The organism is Burkholderia sp. Bp9099, from assembly GCF_003857805.1.
Classification (GTDB): domain Bacteria; phylum Pseudomonadota; class Gammaproteobacteria; order Burkholderiales; family Burkholderiaceae; genus Burkholderia.
The window spans coordinates 185120-207005 of sequence record NZ_QTPU01000009.1; the positions used below are offsets into that span (position 1 = coordinate 185120).

The 21886-nt window shown below is 66.5% G+C and carries 20 protein-coding genes and 1 pseudogene; 5 read left to right on the forward strand and 16 right to left on the reverse strand.

Annotation, left to right across the window (positions count from 1 at the left end; translation table 11 throughout):
• Positions 1-43: 43 nt before the first annotated feature.
• The 6 genes from DIE17_RS12585 to DIE17_RS12610 all read right to left on the reverse strand — a co-directional run bounded on the left by DIE17_RS12585 (position 44) and on the right by DIE17_RS12610 (position 7102).
• Positions 44-1183 carry an FAD-binding oxidoreductase gene (locus DIE17_RS12585; protein ID WP_124920904.1) on the reverse strand — a complete coding sequence of 380 codons (1140 nt, stop codon included), beginning with the start codon at positions 1181-1183 and terminating at the stop codon, positions 44-46.
• Complete coding sequence (locus DIE17_RS12590; RefSeq protein ID WP_124920905.1) at positions 1176-2798, reverse strand: methionine--tRNA ligase; 1623 nt, start codon at positions 2796-2798, stop codon at positions 1176-1178. Before DIE17_RS12590 ends, DIE17_RS12585 begins: the two co-directional genes overlap by 8 nt.
• 49 nt (positions 2799-2847) lie before the next feature.
• Positions 2848-3924: an FAD-binding oxidoreductase gene (locus DIE17_RS12595; RefSeq protein WP_260439222.1), complete on the reverse strand. Its 1077-nt coding sequence runs from the start codon at positions 3922-3924 to the stop codon at positions 2848-2850.
• On the reverse strand, positions 3912-4307 hold the full coding sequence (locus DIE17_RS12600) for a cupin domain-containing protein (protein WP_260434324.1): 396 nt from the start codon (positions 4305-4307) through the stop codon (positions 3912-3914). The genes DIE17_RS12595 and DIE17_RS12600 overlap by 13 nt, the downstream gene beginning before the upstream one ends.
• Positions 4304-5632, reverse strand: a complete 1329-nt coding sequence (locus DIE17_RS12605) for a lysine N(6)-hydroxylase/L-ornithine N(5)-oxygenase family protein (protein WP_124891739.1) — start codon at positions 5630-5632, stop codon at positions 4304-4306. Before DIE17_RS12605 ends, DIE17_RS12600 begins: the two co-directional genes overlap by 4 nt.
• A 123-nt stretch (positions 5633-5755) precedes the next feature.
• Positions 5756-7102, reverse strand: a complete 1347-nt coding sequence (locus tag DIE17_RS12610; protein ID WP_260439223.1) for an MFS transporter — start codon at positions 7100-7102, stop codon at positions 5756-5758.
• A 194-nt stretch (positions 7103-7296) separates the two neighbouring features.
• On the opposite strand from DIE17_RS12610, the gene DIE17_RS12615 reads away from it, so the two are divergent.
• The gene (locus DIE17_RS12615) at positions 7297-8025 is read left to right on the forward strand and encodes a helix-turn-helix transcriptional regulator (RefSeq protein ID WP_260434322.1); all 729 of its coding nucleotides are present in this window, start codon (positions 7297-7299) and stop codon (positions 8023-8025) included.
• Positions 8026-8047: 22 nt separating this feature from the next.
• Here the strand turns inward: DIE17_RS12615 and DIE17_RS12620 are convergent, their stop codons facing one another.
• The 4 genes from DIE17_RS12620 to DIE17_RS12635 all read right to left on the reverse strand — a co-directional run bounded on the left by DIE17_RS12620 (position 8048) and on the right by DIE17_RS12635 (position 12224).
• Positions 8048-8749 carry a glutathione S-transferase family protein gene (locus DIE17_RS12620; RefSeq protein ID WP_124891737.1) on the reverse strand — a complete coding sequence of 234 codons (702 nt, stop codon included), beginning with the start codon at positions 8747-8749 and terminating at the stop codon, positions 8048-8050.
• The gene (locus tag DIE17_RS12625) at positions 8746-10251 is read right to left on the reverse strand and encodes an FAD/NAD(P)-binding protein (protein WP_124891736.1); all 1506 of its coding nucleotides are present in this window, start codon (positions 10249-10251) and stop codon (positions 8746-8748) included. Before DIE17_RS12625 ends, DIE17_RS12620 begins: the two co-directional genes overlap by 4 nt.
• Before the next feature lie 18 nt (positions 10252-10269).
• Positions 10270-10713 (reverse strand): nuclear transport factor 2 family protein, encoded by a 444-nt coding sequence (locus DIE17_RS12630; RefSeq protein WP_124891735.1) that lies wholly within the window; start codon positions 10711-10713, stop codon positions 10270-10272.
• A 626-nt stretch (positions 10714-11339) separates the two neighbouring features.
• Positions 11340-12224, reverse strand: coding sequence for a LysR family transcriptional regulator (locus DIE17_RS12635; RefSeq protein WP_185735367.1), 885 nt, complete (start codon positions 12222-12224; stop codon positions 11340-11342).
• A gap of 77 nt (positions 12225-12301) precedes the next feature.
• Between DIE17_RS12635 and DIE17_RS12640 the strand changes: the two genes are divergently transcribed.
• The 3 genes from DIE17_RS12640 (at position 12302) to DIE17_RS12650 (ending at position 15011) form a co-directional block, all read left to right on the forward strand.
• Positions 12302-13603, forward strand: a complete 1302-nt coding sequence (locus tag DIE17_RS12640) for an aspartate aminotransferase family protein (RefSeq protein ID WP_124920907.1) — start codon at positions 12302-12304, stop codon at positions 13601-13603.
• Positions 13604-13689: 86 nt separating this feature from the next.
• Positions 13690-14559 (forward strand): AraC family transcriptional regulator, encoded by an 870-nt coding sequence (locus DIE17_RS12645; RefSeq protein ID WP_124920908.1) that lies wholly within the window; start codon positions 13690-13692, stop codon positions 14557-14559.
• Positions 14560-14603: 44 nt separating this feature from the next.
• Positions 14604-15011 carry a DUF2000 family protein gene (locus tag DIE17_RS12650; RefSeq protein WP_124920909.1) on the forward strand — a complete coding sequence of 136 codons (408 nt, stop codon included), beginning with the start codon at positions 14604-14606 and terminating at the stop codon, positions 15009-15011.
• Positions 15012-15147: 136 nt separating this feature from the next.
• Here DIE17_RS12650 and DIE17_RS12655 read toward each other — a convergent pair.
• The 3 genes and pseudogenes from DIE17_RS12655 to DIE17_RS12665 form a co-directional block, all read right to left on the reverse strand.
• Positions 15148-15951, reverse strand: a pseudogene (locus tag DIE17_RS12655) (DMT family transporter); the annotation flags it as partial.
• 14 nt (positions 15952-15965) lie between these two features.
• A complete protein-coding gene (locus DIE17_RS12660) occupies positions 15966-16952 on the reverse strand; it encodes a 2OG-Fe(II) oxygenase (RefSeq protein ID WP_124920910.1) in 987 nt (328 codons plus the stop codon).
• 36 nt (positions 16953-16988) lie between these two features.
• Positions 16989-17969 (reverse strand): hypothetical protein, encoded by a 981-nt coding sequence (locus tag DIE17_RS12665; RefSeq protein ID WP_124920911.1) that lies wholly within the window; start codon positions 17967-17969, stop codon positions 16989-16991.
• A 133-nt stretch (positions 17970-18102) separates the two neighbouring features.
• Here DIE17_RS12665 and DIE17_RS12670 point away from each other — a divergent pair, with 133 nt between their 5' ends.
• The gene (locus DIE17_RS12670) at positions 18103-18954 is read left to right on the forward strand and encodes a LysR substrate-binding domain-containing protein (protein WP_124485249.1); all 852 of its coding nucleotides are present in this window, start codon (positions 18103-18105) and stop codon (positions 18952-18954) included.
• Positions 18955-19140: 186 nt separating this feature from the next.
• On the opposite strand, the gene DIE17_RS12675 is transcribed toward DIE17_RS12670, so the two are convergent.
• From DIE17_RS12675 to DIE17_RS12685, 3 genes are read right to left on the reverse strand one after another with little or no spacing between them, the layout of a single operon-like run.
• The gene (locus tag DIE17_RS12675; RefSeq protein WP_044846849.1) at positions 19141-19842 is read right to left on the reverse strand and encodes an ABC transporter ATP-binding protein; all 702 of its coding nucleotides are present in this window, start codon (positions 19840-19842) and stop codon (positions 19141-19143) included.
• On the reverse strand, positions 19842-20615 hold the full coding sequence (livG, locus tag DIE17_RS12680) for a high-affinity branched-chain amino acid ABC transporter ATP-binding protein LivG (RefSeq protein WP_044846848.1): 774 nt from the start codon (positions 20613-20615) through the stop codon (positions 19842-19844). The genes DIE17_RS12675 and livG overlap by 1 nt, the downstream gene beginning before the upstream one ends.
• A complete protein-coding gene (locus DIE17_RS12685; RefSeq protein ID WP_124657681.1) occupies positions 20612-21883 on the reverse strand; it encodes a high-affinity branched-chain amino acid ABC transporter permease LivM in 1272 nt (423 codons plus the stop codon). The genes livG and DIE17_RS12685 overlap by 4 nt, the downstream gene beginning before the upstream one ends.
• Positions 21884-21886 lie beyond the last annotated feature (3 nt).

Sequence of the window (21886 nt, forward strand, 5' to 3'; positions counted from 1 at the left end):
AACGTGATCGCGGCTCAGGTGACATCGGCTGACCTGCGATCCTCTATCGCAACGCACGTTGCTCGAAGCGCTCGACGTCGAATGCCCGCAACTCCGGCCGGAGTCGACCAGTCCTCAGCCAGTCGGCAACCGCCTGCCCGAACACCGGCGCGAACTTGAAGCCATGCCCCGACAATCCGACTGCAACGAACAACCCTGGCAACCTTGGATCCGGGCCGAACAGCGGATTGCCGTCCGGCGTGTCGTCGAAGAACGATACGCGGCTGCCGGCGGGCGTCGCGCCGTCGAGGCGCGCGAAGCGCCGCGCCGCGCGAATGCGGAAGCGCGTCTGCTCCGCGTCGCCCATGCGCCGCTCGAACCCGTCCACATCGATCGCACCGCTGTCGCCCGCCTGCAATGATCCAATGAAGTATTGCCGGGGCAAGTCGGGACGCAGGTAAAACCCGGCGCCGCGGTCCGAAAATCCCGGCAACGGCGCTCGCTCGCCGTCGTCGGCCCGGACGATTGCGACGCACTGGCGCGACGCCGTGATCGGCAGTTCAACGCCGCCGCTCGCCGCGAGCCGCGCCGCCCACGGCCCCGCCGCATTGACGACGATCGCGCAGTCGATACTCCCGCGGTCCGTATCGACACCCACGACGCGGCCGCTCCGCGCGCGGATTCCCCGGACCGCACACCGCGTTTCGATCAGCGCACCGTGCGTGCGCGCGCCCTGCGCGAACGCCAGCGCAGTCGCGCGCGCATCGCAGTAGCCCGCGTCGGCTTCGTACACGGCGCCGGCCAGGCCTCCGACATCGATATCCGCGCACAGGCCGCGTAGGTCGCCCGTCGACAGCAGCGACAGCGCGACACCCTTCGACCGCAGCGATTCGACATATGCTTGCGTCGCGTCCCAGTCCTCAGGTGCCACCGCGGTCACGAAACCCGTGCGCCTGAACCGGCAATCGCCGCCGACGGTCTCGCGCCAGTGGCGGTACGCATGCGATCCGTCCGACGCAAGCGCGACAAGCGCCGGATCCGTGTAGTACTGCCGCACGATACCCGGCGAAGCACCGGAGGAACCGGCCGCGATATCCGCTCGTTCGAGCAACCGCACCCGCGTACCGGCCTGCGCGAGATGCCATGCGATGCCGCACCCGGTGGTGCCGCCCCCCACCACGACGACGTCCGCCGTTTCACGCATGCGCGGCGCTCCTTTCGCGGACCAGCGCAGGCGGCAGACACGGATCGAGCGCGTCGCGCGGCAGCGGCGAGAACCACACGCGCGCGGCGATTCCGCCACGCGGCCGGGATGCCGTCGACCATTCGCTGCGGCGCGGCGCGCCGTCATGCCCGATCGCGTGCCACAGGTCGTTCGCCAACCGTGGCATCAGCGGCGCGGCGATGCACGCGAGCCCCTTCAACCACCCATACGCCTGCGCCGCGTCGTTCAGATCGACGTCCGGCAGCGCGATCCACGATCGCAGCACCGCGGATGCGGATCGCACGCTCACCGCGTCGAACCGGAACGACGCATCGAGCAGATGCAGCGACGCGGTCAGCTGCTCGCGCAACGGCGCCGCGATGTCGACCGGTTCGCCGACGATCGTCTCCAGCGCCGCTGCAGCGATGTGCATGCGCGCCTGCAGTGTCGTTGCGAGTTCGTCGTTGACGAACCCGATGAAGGCGTCGACGTCGAAGTTCGCCGTGCCCGTTTCGGGGCTCTCGCGTGCGAGGAAGTAGCGGACCGCGTCGCTCGACGCGGGCGTCGCCTCGACGATGTCGGCAGCCCACACAACGTGCAGGCGGCTCGTCGAGAATTTCGCGCCCTGCAGGTTGTAGAAGTAGTTCGTCAGCACGTGATCGAACGGTTTGCGACCCGGCAACGCGCTCATCACGGCCGCGCTGCCTGCGAGCAGCAGCACCGCATTGTCAATGCCGAAACTGACGAACGTCGTCACGTCGCCGTCGCGCTGCATCGGATGCACCGCTTCCGTGCCGTCCGCGCACAGGTCGCCGCAGGTCAGCGCGTACTCCCAACCCGATTCGAACAGCACGCGCGGATTGCCCAGGCGATCCGCAGGCCACGAGACGCCCCAGTCACCGGGCGCCGTCAGCCGCACGAGGCCGCGCTCCTGCTCAAGGAACCGCCGAATCACGTCGATGAATTGCGGCGGTGCGCCCGAAGACGCGAGACGGCGCACGAGCGCGGCCTCGTCTGGAATCCGCAGGAACAGGCTTTCGACCTCGCGCCATTCGAGTTCCGCATCGCCGACACGCGGCTCCGGATCGCGCATCGCCTCCGGGCGGAAATGCGCGCCGCATGCCTCGCAGAAGTAGCCGCCGCTCGGCGCGTCGCACTGTGGACACCGGCCGACGAGCCACGCGCCCGCCAGATAACGGCCCGTCGCACGGCTGTACAGCACGTTCTCGATCACGGTTTCGGTCAGGCCGCGCTCGATCAGTTGCTCGACGGCGCGGCGCGCATTCGCCGCATGACGATCCGCATGCGGGCCCTGCACGAGATCGACGAACGCGTCGACTTCGACATCGAGTGCCGCCAGATCGCGCGCGATCCGGCTGTGATAGTCGCGGCAAACCGCTTGTGGTGTGCGCGATTCCTGTAGCGCCTTCCACAGCACGTAGGAATCGAAGCCATCGACCGCCGACACGATGTCGACGTGATGACCGTGGCTGCGAAGATGGCGGCCCAGCATGTCCATGCGCAGGTACGGGCCGGCGATGTGGCCGAGATGCAGACGCCCGTTCGGCGTCGGCGGAATCGGCATCAGGAAGAATTTCCGGGATTCGGTTTTCATGGTCGATTTCACGAATTCGAATGAGCTGGCACTGACCGGCGTGACCACATCACGCCTCGAAACAACGCAACGCCTCGTCGGCGAGGCCGGGGGACAGCCGGAAACCGGCGCCGCTACCCGCGCCTGCGATCACCACGGGAATCCCCGGCACACGTTCGACGAGCGGCTCGCCGCTCGGCGTATAGGCGTCGCAAAACACGCGCCCGCCCACGAACGCATCGCTCGAGCCCGGCAGGTAGCGCTCGACGACGCGCATCGCGAGCGACCGGTCCTGCGCGGAGATTTCGAGCGCGTGCTTGAGCGGCCGGCAGTCCCACTCGTCGGCGCGGAAGCTGAACAGCCACTGGTTGCGTGCCGGTAACGGCATGAGATAGGCGTCCGATTGCGGAAAGAACACGGCGGCGGCGTCCTGTGGGGGAACGCGATCTACATGCAGCGCGACGACCTTCTTCACGCGTACCGACGCGGCCGTGGCGAATGCTTTGAACGGATCGCCGGCAAGCCACGGCCCGGCTGCCACCACCGCGCGCACGGCACGCATCGTCGTGCCGTCGTCGAGCCGGAGCTCGACGCCCGATGTCCCTGCATTCAATTCGCGCACACCCGCGCCTTCCACACAACTCACGTTCGACGACCGCATGCTTGCGGCGATCAGGCCACGCGCGATCTGCGCAGGATCGTGGCTGACCGCCGTCCCGCCTCGCAGCAACACCTCGGTATCGCCCAGTACGAGCGGTCCGACGAGCTTGTCGCGCAGGACGTCGGGAGGCACGTACGCATCCCCGATCGTGAAATCCACCGCAACCTGCTGCAGTTCGCTCGCGCGCGCAGCTTGCGTCACCCAGAACACGTCGGCGGCAGTCGTACGCAGCCCGAGCGGGCCCCGGATGTCGCGGTAGAGTTCGGCGCTCAGCGCTGCCAGCTTCCGCTCCCTCGGCGTGCTGCCCGTCGCCAGCAGCACGCCGGCGGAATGCGCGGTCGCGCCGTCACCGACGCGGAATCGCTCCACGAGACAGATGCGCCATTGAGGAAAGCGGCGCTGTGCAAGATGGAGAGTCCACGCACCAACGATGCCGCCGCCGACGATCGCGAGATCATATTCAAGCGCCATGCTCATTGCCACCATATCGAAAAGATTTGCGCGTCCACTTCGCCGACATTGCGCGCGAAATGTGGCCGCCACGGTTCGAAGAACACGGCCTGTCCCGCGTCGACGCGATGCCACGCACCGTCGTAGCAGACATCGAGCTTCCCGTTCGACACGAACCAGATCTCATGCACCGCATGGCGGTCTTCCTGCGTGCCGCATCCGGGTTCGATCGTGAAACGGGAACTGCGCAGCGGGGCCTGCGCCATCCGCTCGCGGAACGTGTGCATGAACAGCCTCACGCCGGCGAGACCGACCGCCTCCTCGGCTTCGACGACGAGAGGTTCGAGCGACGCGGGGGCGCCCGGCGCCTGGCACGCCGCCCGATCGTCTCCGGGCGTACCTTCTGCGATCCGGGTCACGAGATCACCTCCAGGTCCTGCAAGCCGCGCTGGATGACGCGGTCCTGCGCTTCCCAGTGGACGAACGGCGCGCGCTCATCCAGGTCGTAGCACTGCGCCCCGGCGATGCTGTTGATGATGCGCGCGCAACGCCAAGGAATCAGGCCGAGATTCGGGTCGGCGATGCCGCGCTGGTGCCGGGCAGCGTTCTGCACATAGATGCGGCTACCCGACGGGCCGTTCCAGCGGATTGCATAGTCGTGGTCGACGACGAAGCCGTCGTCGCGCCACTCGATCCGGTCGGCGATCGGGTCGAGGCATGCGGGCATGCCATATGTGTAGCCCGTGCACAGCACGACGATGTCGGCCTCGAGCGCTTCGTGCACGTCGCGCTGTGCGTGCCTGAGCGTCAGCGACCAGCCGCTTCCGTTGCGGGCGACCGAAACCAGCTCGCGCGCCGGGCGCAACTGCAGATCGCACGGCAGGCCCGTCACGTGGCGCAATTCGTATACGCGCCGGTAGATCGCCTCGAGCAGCGCGGACGATACCCCGTCGCTCGCGAGTTTCTGCTCAGCCAGCAGCGACGCGCGACGCGTTGCCGGCAGATCGTAGAAGTAGTCCGCATAGCCGGGCGTATAGAGTTCGTTGGTGAACGACGATTCGTCGAGCGGCGCGAAATTCCAGCGACGCGACGCCCACGTGACACTCGCCGGCATCGCACTCGCGTCGGAAATCAGATGCTGGAACACCTCCGCCCCGGTCTGCCCGCCGCCGATCACGACGACGCGCTTGCCCTCTACCGGATTGTTGTTGGTCAGGTACTGCGACGCATGCAGCAGCGTCGTGCCGAGATACGGCTTCGCGCAGTCGGGAACGCTGGGCTGCTGCCCCGTGCCCAGCACGAGATGGCGCGTGGCCTGCGTCCAGTCCGGCCCGTGCACGACGATCAGGTCGCCGTCGGTCTCGACCGCCTCGACTTCGCGGTTGAACTCGAGATTCGGCAGTTGTTCGCAGGCCCAGCGATAGTACTGGTTGAATTCGCGCCGCATGACCTGCGGGAAATTCGCGTTGATGAAACAGAGCAGCCGCTTCTGGCTCGCCAGAAACTGCAGGAACGACAGCGCGCTGGTCGGATCGACCAGGCTGACGAGATCCTTCAGGAACGAGACCTGCAGCGCGGCGTTCGGCAGCATCAGCCCCGCGTGCCACTGAAATTCGGCACGCCGGTCGAAAAAGCGGCTGCGAATCGTCGGGTGCGGCTTGAGGAGCGCGGCGAGGCTGAGATTGGCCGGCCCGATCCCGATCCCCACGACATCCATCGGTGCTTCCGTAAGCGAGTAGCGCATGGTTAAAGTCCTTAGATAATCAAAGCGACAGCGAAACGGCGGCCCGGACACGCAATGCGCGCCGACACGGCGTCGCAGACCGCGTCCGACGGCGATCCGGTTGAATTGCTCGAGTGAATGGAATCAGATTGCTGGTTTCGGCTCGCGGACTGCTCGCACGAGCGTGACACGCCAGCATCCAGCCGCCGCCAGCGACAGCCCGATCGCCACGAAGATCGCGACACGCACGCCTGCGCCCGGGGTCTGTGCGGTGCTCATCAGTGCGCCGAAGATCGCCACGCCGAATGCGGAGCCGCTTTGCCTGCTCGCATTGAGCACGCCAGCCGCGATGCCCGCACGACTCTTCTCGACGGCGCCCATCATCGCGGCCGTGACGGCCGGCGTGATCACGCCCGAGCCGAATCCGACCGCGGGAAAACACAACGCCACGCGCCAGTACGGCGCATCGCTCGCCAACGCCAGCAACCCCGCGAAACCCGCTGCGTAGAGCAGGAATCCCGCGACCACGACCCGGCGCGCGCCGAACGACCGGCACAACCGGCCTGCCGAGAAACTGCCGGCCGTCACCAGCACGGTGAGCGGCAGAAATGCGAGACCGGTCTGCAACGGCGGCCAGCCGCGGTTCTCCTGGAAATACAGGCTGAGCAGGAACAGCAATCCGTAGAAAATCAACGCCGACACCAGTGAGACGAACACCGACGCGGAAAACACCGGAAGACGAAACAGGCCGAGCGGAAGCATCGGCTGCGCGCGGCGGCGCTCGATCGTGACGAAGCCGGTCCAGGCCGCGACGGCCAGCACGATGCCGCCGAGAATCGGCGTCGATCCCCATCCCAGTTTCGCGCCCTCGATCAGGATCGCAACCGAACTCCCGAGCGCGATGATCGCCGCCACCTGGCCGGCAAAATCCATATGCGCCCCCCCCTGGCGATGCGATGCGCGAGGAACGCGCGTCGTCAGCCACGCACCGCAAACGGCGAGCGGAACGTTCACGAAAAAGATGCTTCGCCATCCGAACCAGTGAATCAGCAGACCGCCCGCGAGCGGGCCGGCCGCCATCGCGATGCCGCCGCAACCGGCCCAGACGCTGATCGCCCCGGCCCGCTCCTGCGCGTCCGGATACGCCGAGGTGATCAGCGTCAGCGAACACGGCACGAGCAGCGCGGCGCCGACACCCTGCAGCACGCGCGCAATGACCAGCGTCGCGAGATCGGGCGCGGCGCCGCACAACGCCGACGCGGCTGCAAACACCAGCAAGCCGGTCAGGTACACGTTCTTCGCGCCGAGACGATCGCCGAGCAAGCCTCCCGTCAGCAGCAGGCTCGCGAACGTCAGCGTGTAGGCATTGACGACCCACTGCAGCCCCGATACATCGGAGCCGAGTGTTGCCGCGATCCGCGCGAGCGCAACGTTGACGATCGACGTGTCGAGTATGACGACGACATAGCTGAGGCTCGTTGCCAACAGCACGCTTTTCTTGTATGCGATTGTTTCATTCACGTGAATGAGGCCCCCTACGGAATAGCGTGTTGACTATAAGCGTGGGGCCATCGACAATGCTTCGGAGCGTATCGAAGTGTGCCGGATCGAACGTCGGTTCGCGATACGAAGAAGACAATAAATAGAACCGGAGAGAAACAGTGAGTCAGCACAATATTTCAACCGTGGCCCATTTGATCGCGGAGCCCGTTCGTGCAGTAATCCTCATCACGCTGACGGACGGTTGTGCCCGCTCGGCGAGCGCGCTTGCGGAAGCCGCCGGCGTCACCGCACAGACGGCGAGCTCGCACCTCGCAAAACTGCTTGACGGCGGCCTGCTGAAGGTGGAAAGCAAGGGCCGGCACCGCTACTACAGCCTGGCCGGCCCGCACGTTCCCCGCGTGCTCGAGAGCCTCGCGTCCGTCGGCCCCGTCTCACGGGCATGGCGCACGACGCCGAATCGTTCCGCACGGGAATTGCGCTTTGCGCGGTGCTGCTACGATCATCTCGCCGGCCAGATCGGCGTTGCCGTCACGCAGCGCATGCTCGAGCGCGGCTACCTCGTCGAGCACGGCGAATACGCGTACGAACTCACACCGAGCGGGCATTCGTGGCTGCAGCAACTCGGCCTCGACGTCGGCGGCCCGTTCGCCAATCAGGCAGGACACGCGCACCGTTGCCTCGACTGGACCGAGCGGCAATATCATATTGCCGGCGCGCTCGGCGCCCATTTGATGAACGCATTCTGCACGTGGGGATGGATGACCCGCGGTCATGAGACCCGCGTCGTCGCCGTGACGCCGGCCGGCTGGGACGCGCTGCGTGAACACTTCGGCATCGAGCGCAACACCGAACTTGACGCGCAGGCACAGCGGGGTGCGCCGCGGTTCGCCGAATATCGCGAGACGGCCTGACCGGCAGGCCGCACCGGCGGCATCACGCAGACGCGTCGGCCGCCTGCAACGCCGGCTGGCGGCGGTAAGCGCCGGACACGAAAGCCGCCTCGATTTCCACGATGCGCTGCTCCAGATCCTCACCTGTCCGGCGCCACGCGGGTATCGCGTCCAGCAACCGAGCATGCCACGCGGACAGATGCGGGTAGTCGCCGAACGGCGCGCGAGTACGCGGCACGTGGCTGAATGGCGCGGCGAGATCGATGTCGGCCAGCGTCGGCACGTCGCCGACCACGAACGTGCGATCGCGGAGATGGTCGTCGAGCACCTGCGCATACCGGCGAATCGATCGCAGTGCGTCGGCCACCAGCACCGGGTCTTCCTCTCGTCCCTGCAGCCGGTGGATGAAGCGCTCGTCGATCAGCACCGAGGGCCCGCGCCGGAAATGCTCGGCGGCCCAGAACATCCATTTGAGCACGTCGACGCGTGCCGTGCCTGCCGGCCATAATGACGAGCCAGACCGTTCGGCCAGGTAAATGGCAATCGCCGACGCCTCGAACAGCGCGACATCACCGTCGGTCAGAGTCGGAATGGTTCCGTTCGGATTGAGTGCGAGATAGGCCTCCGTGCGATTCTCGCCGGCGAACAAGTTGATCGGCGTGAATTCGACGTCGAGCGACTCGTGCATCACGACGGTCAATACCCGCCGCGTGTTGCTCGACCCGCGGTCGCCATACAGTTTCATCCTGCCTCCGTTGCAACGGCATTTCGTTCATCAAGGCGTTGGTCGTCGGCGCGCCAGCGCCGGCACAGCTCGCCCGCCTGTCGCGCAGCCTGATAAACCGCGTTGATCAGCGGTGCGCCGGCATAAGACGCGACGCCGAGCGTCCAGATTCGCTCCGGCCGCGCGGCGCCCGCGAGCCAGACCCGGAGGTCGTGCGACACGCGCGGCACGCCGCCCGTGACATCCGCATCGGCCGACAACGCCAGCGCGTGTTCGCTCGCGCGCAGAGGCGCCTTCTGGAAGCCGGTCGCGCACACCACCGCGTCGTATGTTTCCGACGCACCATCCTGCCAGTCGATCCGCCAGCGCCCGCCGACCTCGTGCAGCGCCGCCGGCACGCCAGCCTGGACGCGCAGCCGCCCTTGCTCCACAAAGCCGAGCAGTTTCTCGCCATTCCCGAGCGGGCATGCGAACAGATATCGGCCCATCGCGCGCGAGCACGCGTCGATCGCCAGCTTCTGATGCGCCGGCGGTTCGCTGCGCAGGCGCGCTTCCGCCGCGTCCATGTTCGCCACCAGAATGTGTTGCCAGTCCGTCGCGCCGTCGCGTGCCAGCGTCACTTCGCGCCGCAGTCGTTCGACCGGATCGCGCAGCCGCACCACCTGGTCGCGCAGCGCGCGCCCGCGCACCGCGCGCGCCGACCGCGCGATGATGCGCATCAGACGCCACGACAATGCGCTCGAGTTCAGGTCGAGACGGGCGTACGCGGCGGTGTCGACCGGTATCGGTGCCACGCGCGTCGTCGCCGTGCGCACCGCCGGCAATCGGCCCGACGGCGACGCGATGACGACCGAATGACCGCTCCGGCACAGCAGCAACGCCGCGTCGACCGCCGTCAGCCGGCTGCCCAGCACGAGCACGCGCGATTGCGGCGCGAGCTGCGCGAGCACCGCCCTTTCCGGATAAAACCGCGCGAAAATTCGCGGCGCGCCGACGTGCGCCTTCACGGGCTCCGGTATGGCCGATTCGCCGTTACCCGTACACACGAGCACGTCAGTCGCGTCGAGCGCCGTATCGTCGTCCAGCCAGCAACGGTAGCCGCCCGCCGCCATTCTTTCGACATGCCGCGCGCCGGCTCTCACCAGACGGTGATCGATACCCGCGTCGCGGGCCTGCTGGCTGAAGCGCGCATGGCACGCAACCAGATAGCCCGACACATAGCGACGCGGGACGAACGCGTCGCGCGACACGGACACGCCGATGGATAGCAAATAGGCGCGGAAATCGTCCGGATCGTCGTCGAGCATCGACATCGTCTCGACCGACGTATTGCACAGCAGCGCCGGATCGAGCGCGGAGAACGCAACGCCCTGCCCGATTCCGAGCGGATCGACGATGTCGATCGACTGCGCGACGCCGAATCGGACCGCTGCCGCGAACGCGGCGACGCCGCTCGCGCCCCCTCCGACGATGACCAGCCGGCGCCGCCCGCGCACATCGCTCGCTACTCGTGCGTTTTCCATGGGTTACATCAGTCTCGTCTATCGCGATACACCGGCGTTCGCCGCGGCCAGCGCGCCGCCGAGCAATCTGACGCCGTACCAGCCCCAGTACACGCGGTGGCTGACGATCTGACCGTCATCGATGTCCATCATCTCCATAAGATCGACCTGATCACCGGCCGGCGCGACGCGCGGATATTCCCACGTGAGCTGCTTTCCGTTGACGAAATAGACACCCGTGCGGTACCACTGTGCGAGGTCGCCCGGAAACTTGCGGATGCTGTCCTCGAAGAACGTCAGGATCGCGTCGCGCCCGACCACCAACCCGCTGTTCCGCTCCGGATAAACAGCCAGCGCGAGCGGCGTTTCGAGTACCGCGCGCTCGGCATAAAGCGCAGCCGTTCCCGCAAGGTCGCGCTTGCGCACCGTGTCGTGCCACGCGGTGAAAATACGGTTCATGTCGGCATCGACGGAATCATTCATCGGAATCTCCAGGCAGGGTCGACCTGCGCATGACGGCCAGCATCGTGTTCGATGCCCGACTATATCGGAGTCCCGCCGCGTCTCGTTTCGACGCGTGTCGAAGTATCGTGTCGCGCCGCATCCCGCGGACCAGCAACGTGACGCGCGCCGACTTCCGCCGCAGGCTTCGCGTCGAACATCGTTGATGCCGGACGATTGACGGCGGCGGCAGCATCATCCTGAGCGACGACTTCCCGTCAAGGCGCCGGCAACATCGCCCGAACGGCATCCCGTGGATCCGGAACGCACTGGCAATGCCGCATTCGAGGTCGCGGCGCCGGACACTGCGTCATCTTGCGCGAGCAAGGTGGGGCGGCCGGCTTCGTGTTGGGACCCCGACGATCATTTCGCTCGCTTGGACGTCTATTTCGCCGTCGGTGCGCGTAAATCGGACAGAAGCCCTGAGGACATCGTAGGACGGGTCGCGGGCCGAAGTTGTATCGGTGATACAGACCGGCTTACGATTCGTCATGCCGGCGCGAGACATCGTGCGGCACGTGCATGTAATCGCGAAGCGCGCCGGACTCGACATTCGGTTTAGCCAATCAGTATCGGAGCATGAGGTCATGGCAACCACACGCCATGCCTCACAACAACGGCAGCGTCAACCGAATATGCTCCGCGAACGCCGCCGTCAGATGCGACGGCCGCTTCCGGTCGAACCGCAGCGTAATGCCGACCGCCGGCAGCGGCGGCAATCCGCGATCGCCGGCGAGGATCGCGAGATCCGCCGGCACCGCCGTCTGCGTCATCACCGCGAACGCCTGCCCTGAACGCACCAGCGCGGTCAGCCCCGCGAGGCTGCTGCTCGCATACGCGACGCGATAATCGCGGCCGGCGCGACGCAGCGCCTCACCGGCCGCAATATGATCGAGCGTATCGGGATCGGACAGCGCGAGCGGCAACGGATCGAACCGCGCCGCATCGAGCCCCGGATAACCGATCCAGACCAGTTGCTCGCGGCGGATGAAGTCGCCGTCCGAGCCATCGTCCGGCACGGACACCATCGCCAGATCGACCGCCCGCTTGTCGAGTTGTTCGAGCAAGCGCGGCGTCGGCCCGCACACGACTTCGACGATCGCCTGCGGATGCTGGCTCGAGAACTGCCGCAGCAGCGACGGCAGGAACACGCCCGCGTAATCGTCCGGGCAGCCGAACCGGATCGTGCCCGACAACCCGGTGCCGCACAGGTCGGCCATCGCCTCGTCGTGCTGCCGCAGGATGCGCTGCGCATGCACGAGCAGCCGCTCGCCGGGATGCGTGAGCAGCACGCCGCGCCCGGTGCGCTGGAACAGCGGCTGGTCGACGCTTTCCTCGAGCCGCCGCATCTGCTGGCTGAGCGCGGACTGCGTACGGCCGACCCGCGCCGCCGCGCGGCTGAGCGAGCGCACTTCGGCGATGACGACGAACGAGCGCAGCAGGTCGATTTCGAGCGAACGTGCCAAGGTATTAGCTCCTTTTCTACCTTGCATAAGAACTATTCGTTTCCATAAAACCAGACCGGCGCCTAGACTGCAAGCGATCCTTGGCCCTTGTCCGGAGAAGCCCGATGTCCCTGAACGACGACGCAACCTTCTGGCACAACGCCAGGCAGCACCTGATCCGCTACGGCGGCACGTTCGAGCCGATGATCATCGAGCGCGCGCAAGGCAGCTTCGTCTACGACGCGGACGGCCGCGCGATCCTCGATTTCACGTCGGGCCAGATGAGCGCGGTGCTCGGGCACAGCCATCCGGAGATCGTCTCCGTCATCAACGAATACGCGGGCAAGCTCGATCACCTGTTCAGCGGGATGCTGTCGCGCCCCGTCGTCGACCTCGCGACGCGCCTCGCCGACCTCACGCCGCCCGGGCTCGATCGCGCGCTGCTGCTGAGCACCGGCGCGGAGTCGAACGAAGCGGCGATCCGGATGGCGAAGCTCGTCACCGGCAAGTACGAGATCGTCGGCTTCGCGCAGTCGTGGCACGGGATGACGGGCGCGGCGGCATCCGCCACGTACAGCGCCGGCCGCAAGGGCGTCGGCCCGGCCGCCGTCGGCTCGTTCGCGATTCCGGCGCCGTTCACGTACCGTCCGCGCTTCGAGCGCAACGGCACTTATGACTATCTCGCCGAACTCGACTACGCATTCGACCTGATCGATCGCCAGTCGAGCGGCAACCTCGCCGCGTTCATCGCGGAGCCGATCCTCAGTTCGGGCGGCATCATCGAACTGCCGGAAGGCTACATGGCGGCGCTCAAGCGCAAGTGTGAGGAGCGCGGGATGCTGCTGATCCTCGACGAAGCGCAAACCGGCGTCGGGCGCACCGGCACGATGTTCGCGTGCCAGCGCGACGGCGTGACGCCCGACCTCCTCACGCTGTCGAAGACGCTCGGCGCGGGGCTGCCGCTCGCGGCGGTCGTCACGTCCGCGCGGATCGAGGAACGCGCGCACGAACTCGGCTACCTGTTCTACACGACGCACGTGTCGGACCCGCTGCCGGCCGCGGTCGGCCTGCGCGTGCTCGACGTGGTGCAGCGCGACGGCCTCGTCCAGCGGGCGAACGTGATGGGCGACCGGCTGCGGCGCGGGCTGCTCGACCTGATGGAGCGCTTCGACTGCATCGGCGACGTGCGCGGGCGCGGCCTGCTGCTCGGCGTCGAGATCGTCAAGGACCGGCGGACGAAGGAGCCGGCGGACGGCCTTGGCGCGAAGATCACGCGCGAATGCATGAACCTCGGGCTCAGCATGAACATCGTGCAGTTGCCCGGCATGGGCGGCGTGTTCCGGATCGCGCCGCCGCTGACCGTCAGCGAAGCGGAAATCGATCTCGGGCTGTCGCTGCTGGAACAGGCGATCGCACGCGCGCTGTAACCCCGCCGCCCGTCGCTGCCGCACGAAGCGCGTACGATCTGCGTACACTATCCGGCAGGCAACGACGACGGGCAGCGAGGCGAGCGATGGCAAGCGCGGCAAACGACAACGGCACGAACGAACACTGGCTCGTCGCGCGCCGCGATCCGGAAACGGGGATCGAAAGCCTGCGCGCGCATTTCAGCGGGCATGCGTACGATCCGCACGATCACGACGACATGCTGATCGGCTTCACGGAACAAGGCGTGCAGCGTTTCCAGTGTCATCGGTCGCTGCACACGAGCGTGCCGGGCCGCGCGATCCTGATCGAGCCGGGCGCGCTGCACGACGGCCATGCGCCGGAAGCCGGCGGCTTCACCTACTCGATGCTGTACCTGCCGCAGGCGTGGGTCGAACGTGCGGCCCGCCGAATCGATCTTCCCGGCCTGAGCGGCGTCGAAGCCGCGTTCGGCCATACGCTCGTCGACGATCGCAGCCTCGTCGACGCGATCCGCCACGCGTTTCTCGCGATCCACGGCAACGAAGGCAAGCTCGCGCGCGACCAGACGCTCGACCGTCTCCTCATGCGCCTCGGCGGTCAGTTGCGCGAGTCGGTCGCGGCAAGCGCCGACGCGAGCACGGGCACCGTGCCGCCGGCGATCGTGCGCGTGCGCGACCTGCTGCACGCGCATCTGGACGGCAACCTCGGCCTCGACGAACTCGCCGAGCGGGCCGGCATCGATCGCTTCCGGCTCACACGGCTGTTCCAGCGCGCGTACGGCACGTCGCCGCACGCGTACCTGGTTCGCCTGCGCCTGCGCGCGGCGCGCCGGCTGCTCGCGGCGGGCCGCACGCCGGCGCAGGCCGCCGCGGACGTCGGCTTCGCCGACCAGAGTCACCTCGGCCGCTGGTTCCGCCGCGCGTACCGGATGACGCCGGCCGCCTATCGGCGGATGTGCACAAACGTTCCAGACTGATCGCGCCGGCCATCCGATCATGAGCGCTTCAACGAGGAGCACTCATGTTCGATACGAAAGTGGCATTGATCGTGCGCGACGATCTCGCGGCGTGGCAGAAACTCAACGTGGTCGCATTTCTCGCGACGGGCGTCGCGGCCGGCGCGCCCGAAGCGCTCGGCGAGCCTTACGAGGATGCGGCCGGGAATCGCTACGGCCGCATGTTCGGCCAGCCGATGCTGGTGTTCGCGGCCGATCTCGACGGCCTGCAGGCCGCGCATCGGCACGCGCTGTCGCGCGAAGTCAGGATCGTGCCGTACGTGCGCGCGATGTTCTCGACCGGGCACGACGCGGCCAATCGCAAAGTGTTTCGCGCCGGGGACGCGACGAATCTCGATCTGGTCGGCCTTGCATTGCACGGGCCGAAGAAGGCCGTGGATAAAGCCGTGAAGGGTCTGGCGTTGCACGCGTGAACCCGGCGTCCGGCTCGCTGCCGCGGGCCGCTTCCATGCCTGGCCGACGCGTCCGGCCGAACCGTTCGCCATGCTTGCTGGCGAGCCACACGCCGAGCGCGACGACGACGATGCCGAGATAGGTCGTCACCGGAATCCGGTCGCCGAACATCCACGCGGCCCAGGTCAGCGTCACGGGCGGTTCGAGATAGACGAGCGTCGCCACGCGCGTCGCGGGCATGCGCTTGAGCAGCGCCCATAACGTCAGGTAAGCCATGAACGTCGAGAACACCGTCAGCCACACGACGGACAACCAGACGTTCGGCTGCGTCGGCACATGCAGATCGCCGGTGACGAGCCCGCATGCCGCGAACAGCACGAGGCTCACGCACCCCTGCACGAACAGCGGCAGAAACAACCCGTCCTCGTTGCTGCGCACCGTCGTGAGCGCGCGCCGCCGCTGATAGATCGTCGCGATCGACAGCCCCAGCGCGGACACCAGCGGCAGCAGGTACATGACGATGCCGACCGATTCGGTCGGCAGCGCGTATTGCCCGCCGATCACGATGCCGACGCCGATGAATCCGAGCACGAGCCCGGCCCACTGGCGCGCGCCGCTGCGCTCGCTGCCTTCGAACGTCGTCATCGCCGCCGTGATGAGCGGCTGCAACGCCGCGACGATCGCCGCGATGCCCGGCGGCAGCCCATGCTGGATCGCGACGTAGACGCAGGCCAGGTAGAGGAACTGCGACAGAAAGCCGATCACCGCGTGATAGCGGATCTTCTCCAGCGTCAGGCGCCCGAGCCGCCTGTTGAGGACGATCGCCAGACAGAGCGTGACGAGCAGAAAACGCCAGAACAGCAGGTTGAATGCGCCGGCCGTCTCCGCGCCGAGCTTGGCGCCGATGAAGCCGGAACTCCACGACAACACGAAAACGAGCTGGATCAGGAAGAGCTGCATCGGAACGTCGCTCCTCAGAACGTGGCCGTGGATGTGCGCGCGTCGCCCAGGTCTTCGAACCGGATCGGTTCGAGACCGAGGCGAAGGTACTGCATCGCCGCGTCGTCGCGAAGGCTGCGTTGCAGTGCCAGCCAGTTGACGACCGTGCGCGAGATGCCGTCGTCCGACGCGAGATGCCAGAAGCCGTTGTCGTCTTCGCGTGTATACGGGCAATGAAACGACAGCACCAGCGACATGCGCCGCCCTGCCTCGACTGGTTCGACGCCATGAAACAGCTTGCTGCCGTAGATCAGCAGCGCGTCGCCCGCCTGGCTCAAATCCGCCGTCTTCACATGCGCGCGTTCGCGATCGTGCCGATCGAACGTCTCGGCAGTCGATTCGTAAAACAGAAAGTTTCCGCCCTCGTATTCGGATCGATCCGACAGCACGATGTTCAGCACGAAACTGGTGCCGTCGGTGTGCCACATGCCGACCTGTTCCTTGTCGTCGCGCTCGCGCGTCGGGTAGTAATAGTTGAACTGCGAGCGCGCATTGATCATCGGATACGGGATCAACGGCGCGCCGGCCAGACGCGACAGCCGCAGCAGGAACGCGCGGTCGTGCATCATGGCGTCGATGAAGCGCGAGCGGTTCGTCACCGCACGCACCCGCTTCGAGATGATCCAGTTGCTGTGCGACGCACTGCGTTCCAGCGTGCGGCCGATCTCGCGCAACGCGTGAACCGCTTCGTCGGAGAACAACCCGCGCAGGCTGCACACAGCGTTGAGCGCGTTCGATTGCGTGCCGCGCATCGGCACGTCGCGATAGCCGAGATCGTCGAGGTTGCGGCGATACCGCACCTGATAGCCGTCGCGCAGGAAGCCGCTCGTCCAGCGCATCCGTTCCGCAACGGTAACCGTGTCGTCCACGACATTCGCGTCGCCGGCCAGCGAGGTCCGCAGCGCAAGCCTCACCCGATCGAACCCGCGCGCAAACACCGGCAGTGCATTTCCCTTGCTCATCGCGTGCCTCGCTCTCGTCGTTGCGGCCCCGGGGTGCTAGCCCTTGAACTGCGCAATCTGGTACACGACGCTGCCGTCCCCGCTGCGCAGCTCGTCGATCACCCGGCAGTTGCCGTGGCTGCTGCGCACGTGGCGGAATTGCTCGGGCGTGTATTTCAGACAGACGTTGGTGATCAGATGCCCGTGGACGCCGGCCTTCGACACCGGCTGCAGCGTAACCGCGACGTGGAACTGATCGCCCAGCAGGTTCAGCCGGACGATCGACACGTCATGCTCGCCGTGCGGCTCGAAGCCCTGCTGCCGGCTGACGACTTCGGAAAACCGCACCATGTTCTCGTTGCGGTAGAAGTCGTAGATGTGCGCTTCGCGGCCTTCCACGAACAGTTGCATCTCCGACACCACGTAGGTCGACTTGCCGCCGAGATTGCGGATCAGCCGGCCGATCGTCACCGGCAACTCGTTGCCTTCCTGGAACCCGAGCATCGTGATGAAGGTCATGTCCTGGCCCAGATCGATGTGGTTCCATTGCACGTTCCGGTAGTCGTCGGCGATGTAGTTGAAACAGCCGGGCGTCTTCAGGAACGGCATGATCGCGTCGCGCATCGCGTGTTCCGACGACTCGTTGATGTCGACCGCCGTGTAGCGCAGATGGTCCGGGCCGCCGCCGCTGACGCCCTTCATCAGTTCGGTCGTCTTGACCGGCTCGGGCCCGAGTTCGATGTAGTGAACATGGCGGCCGCGCGACAACGTGGCGAGACGCTCGCTCAACGCACCGATCGCTTCCCGCAACGATCCTTTTCCGTTGCGATCCGCACATAATGCAGGACTCCGAACCCCCAATTCGTTCAGGTTCCGCATCAAGGCGAAGACTTCACGCCCCGCCTCGCGTTGCCGCGCGGCATCGTCCGTGCGCTGCAACGTCGAATACTTCTCGTGATTCTCGACCGTCCATACCGACTCCGCCTTCAGCTTCCTGTCCCGCACCAATGCATCCACTACAAAATCATTGATAGACATGAATCGTTCCCCGGGATACGTGTCACGCTCGATCGAATGCCTGCCGTCGTCCGCCTGTTGACCCGAGGATAGGGAGGCGCAATAATTCCGTCAATCGACATTACCTGAATCACTGATTCGGAAAATCAAAATCATGCCGCGCACTCTGGACGTCGACCTGCTGCGTACCTTCCACGCCGTCGCGAAGCTCGGCCGCTTCAAGGATGCGGCCGCGTATGTGAATCGCAGCCCGTCGTCGGTCACGGCACAGATCCAGAAGCTCGAGGAGATGGTCGCGCAGCGGCTGTTTACGCGAAACAACCAGGCCGTCGAGCTCACGCAGTTCGGCCACAAGCTGCTCGGCGACACCACCGAGTTTCTGTCGAGCCACGACCGGCTGGTCGAATCGCTGTCGCCGCAGATCCTGACCGGCAAGTTGCGGCTCGGTATCCCCGATTCGTATGCCGCGCATTTCATGGCGGAATTCCTGCCGCGCTTCGCCGCCGACCGGCCGTTGCTCGAACTGACCGTCGAAGCGCGCTCCAGCGAGGAACTGCAGCAGCTGTTTTCCCGCGGCCAGCTCGACATCACGATTGCCGTCGTGCCGAAAGCGCTGCCGCACGCGGAACTGCTCAGCAAGACCCATCCGGTGTGGGTCGCCGCGCGCACCTTCAAGTTCAATCCCGACGCGCCGCTGCCGATCGCCGTGCAGCTGCAGGGATGTCCGTACCGCGACACCGCGCTGAACGCGCTGAAGAAGGCGAAGATCGCGCACCGGATGCTGCTCGAGAGCGCGAGTTCGCCGGCGGTCGAAGCGTGCATCGCGAATGGCCTCGCGGTCGGCATCATCGAGCACGACCGCGTGTCCGGCAACCTGACGAGCAACGTCGCGGGGATCGCGCTGCCGGATCTGCCGCCGCACCTGATCACGATCCTCACGGACGACAGCAATCGCGCCGCGCTGCATTTGCGCGACGTGCTGAAAAGCACGTTCAGGATCAGCTAGGGTAGAAGAGTCATCAGCAGGTCGAGGCCGAACCGCTGCTGATAGAGGTGTTTCGCGTCGCCGTAGTGATTTTGCGTCGATCCGAGTGCTTCGCCAGGTGTAGTCGAAATTGCTACGATCGAAGCCGAATCGGCTACACAATTCCCGTAAACCGCCGGCCCATTGCAGGCCGGCGGCCTTCTCTCGTCAACCGCCGAGATACGCCTGCTTGATCCGGTCGTTCGCCAGCAGGTTCGCGCCCGTGTCGGCGAGCACCACGCGCCCCGTTTCGAGCACGTAGCCGCGATCGGCCACACCCAGCGCCTTGTTCGCGTTCTGCTCGACCAGGAACACCGTGACACCCTCGTCGCGAATCGTCCGGATGATGTCGAAGATCTGCGCGATCACGAGCGGTGCGAGGCCGAGCGTCGGCTCGTCGAGCAGCAGCAGGCGCGGCTTGCTCATCAGCGCCCGGCCGATCGCCAGCATCTGCTGCTCGCCGCCCGACATCGTGCCGGCCCGCTGCGCCGCGCGTTCCTTCAGGCGCGGAAACAGCTTGAACACGTGCTCGATGCCGTCGTCGATTTCATGACGGCTCGCGAAGAACCCGCCCATCTTCAGGTTCTCGAGCACCGTCAGGCTCGGGAACACGCGCCGTCCTTCCGGCGAGATTGCCATCCCCTGCCGCATGATCTGGTGCGTCGACATCGCGGTGATGTCGTTGCCCTCGAACAGCACGCGGCCCGACGACGCGCGCGGCGTGCCGCACACGGTCATCATCAGCGTCGTCTTGCCGGCGCCGTTGCTGCCGATCAGCGTGACGATCTCGCCCTTCTTCACCTCGATCGACACGCCCGCGAGCGCCTCGACCGCGCCATAGTGCGTATGGACCTGTTCCAGCTTCAGCATCACTCTTCCCCCAGATACGCCTTGATCACGCGCGGGTCGTTGCGGACCGCTTCCGGCGTGCCGATCACGATCGGCCGGCCGTGCTCCATCACGAGGATGCGGTCCGACACGCCCATCACGAGGCTCATGTCGTGTTCGATCAGCAGCACCGACACGCCGAACTCGTGGCGCAGCTTGTCGATCAGGTGCTGCAGCTCGATCTTTTCCTGCGGGTTGAGACCGGCCGCCGGTTCGTCCAGCATCAACAGGCGCGGCTCGGTGATCATGCAGCGCGCGATCTCCAGGCGCCGCTGGTGCCCGTACGACAGCGTGCCCGCCTGCCGGTTGGCGACCGACTTCAGCCCCATCCGGTCGAGCCACACGGCCGCGCGTTCGAGCGCTTCCTTCTCGGCGCGACGATACGCGGGCGTCGAGAACAGGCCCGGCAACAGCCCCGACTTCACCTTGCGGTGCTGCGCGACGAGCAGGTTCTCGACCACCGTCAGCGACTTGAACAGGCGGATGTTCTGGAACGTGCGCACGAGGCCCTTCAACGCGATCTGGTGGCTCGGCAGCCCCGCGATCGCGTGGCCGTCGAGCACGACGTCGCCGCCGGTCGGCTTGTAGAAGCCGCCGACGCAGTTGAACACCGTGGTCTTGCCCGCGCCGTTCGGCCCGATGATCGCGAACACCTCGTTGCGGCGCACGTCGAAATCGATGCCGTCCACCGCGAGCAACCCGCCGAAGCGCATCTGCAGCCCGGCGACCTTCAACAGTTCCGTATTCGCGCTCATTGCGGCAGCTCCACGTGGGGACGGCTCGCGGGCAGCAGGCCCTGCGGACGCCACATCATCATCAACACCATCACCAGACCGAAGATCAGCATCCGGTACTCGGCGAAGCCGCGCGCGACTTCCGGCAGCACGGTCAGCAGGATCGCCGCGAGAATCACGCCGAGCTGCGAGCCCATCCCGCCGAGCACGACGATCGCGAGGATCAGCGCCGACTCGATGAAGGTGAACGATTCAGGATTCACGAGGCCCTGGCGCGCCGCGAAGAACGCGCCGCCGATGCCCGCGAACGCCGCGCCGAGCGTGAACGCCGACAGCTTGATGCGCGTCGGGTTGAGACCCAGCGAGCGGCAGGCGATCTCGTCGTCGCGCAGCGCTTCCCACGCGCGGCCCATCGGCATGCGGATCAGGCGGCTCGTCACGAACAGCGTGAAGCCGACCAGCACCAGCGCGATCAGGTACAGGAAGATCACCATGTGCTCGCCGCTGTATTCCAGCCCGATCAGTTCATGGAAGGTCTTCGCGCCTTCGACGCTCGCCGAGCGCGCCATCTCGAAGCCGAACACCGTCGGCTTCGGAATGCTCGAGATGCCGTCCGGGCCGCCGGTGAGGCTCGTCAGGTTGTTCGCGAGCAGGCGGATGATTTCGCCGAAGCCGAGCGTGACGATCGCGAGATAGTCGCCGCGCAGACGCAGCACCGGGAAGCCGAGCAGGAAGCCGAACGTCGCCGCGGCGATCGCCGCGATCGGCAGGCACTCCCAGAACGACAGCCCGAAATACTGGTTCAGCATCGCGTACGTATAGCCGCCGACCGCGTAGAACCCGACATAACCGAGATCCAGCAGCCCCGCGAAACCGACCACGATGTTCAGCCCGAGGCCGAGGATCACGTAGATCAGCGCGAGCGTCGCGACGTCCACGGCACCGCGCGAACCGAAGAACGGCCACACGAGGCCGACCGCGAGCAGCACCCAGATGATCACGCGCTGCTGCTGCGCGCCCATCGCGGGCATCGCCGGCAGCTTCACCGCCGATTTCGCGCGCACGAGCCACGGCTTGAACAGCTGGAACAGGAACACGGCCGCGACCGCGATCCACACCGGACGCCAGTGCGGCGTGAGCACCACCTGATAGCCGTCGAGCTTCAGCTGCAGGCCGAGCACCGGAATCGTGAGGATCGCCGTCAGCAGCGCGGCGGCCGCGGCGTTCTTCAGCGCCTGGCCGACCGACGCGTCGGCGGCCGGGCGGCGAACGGAAATGACTTGACTCATCTG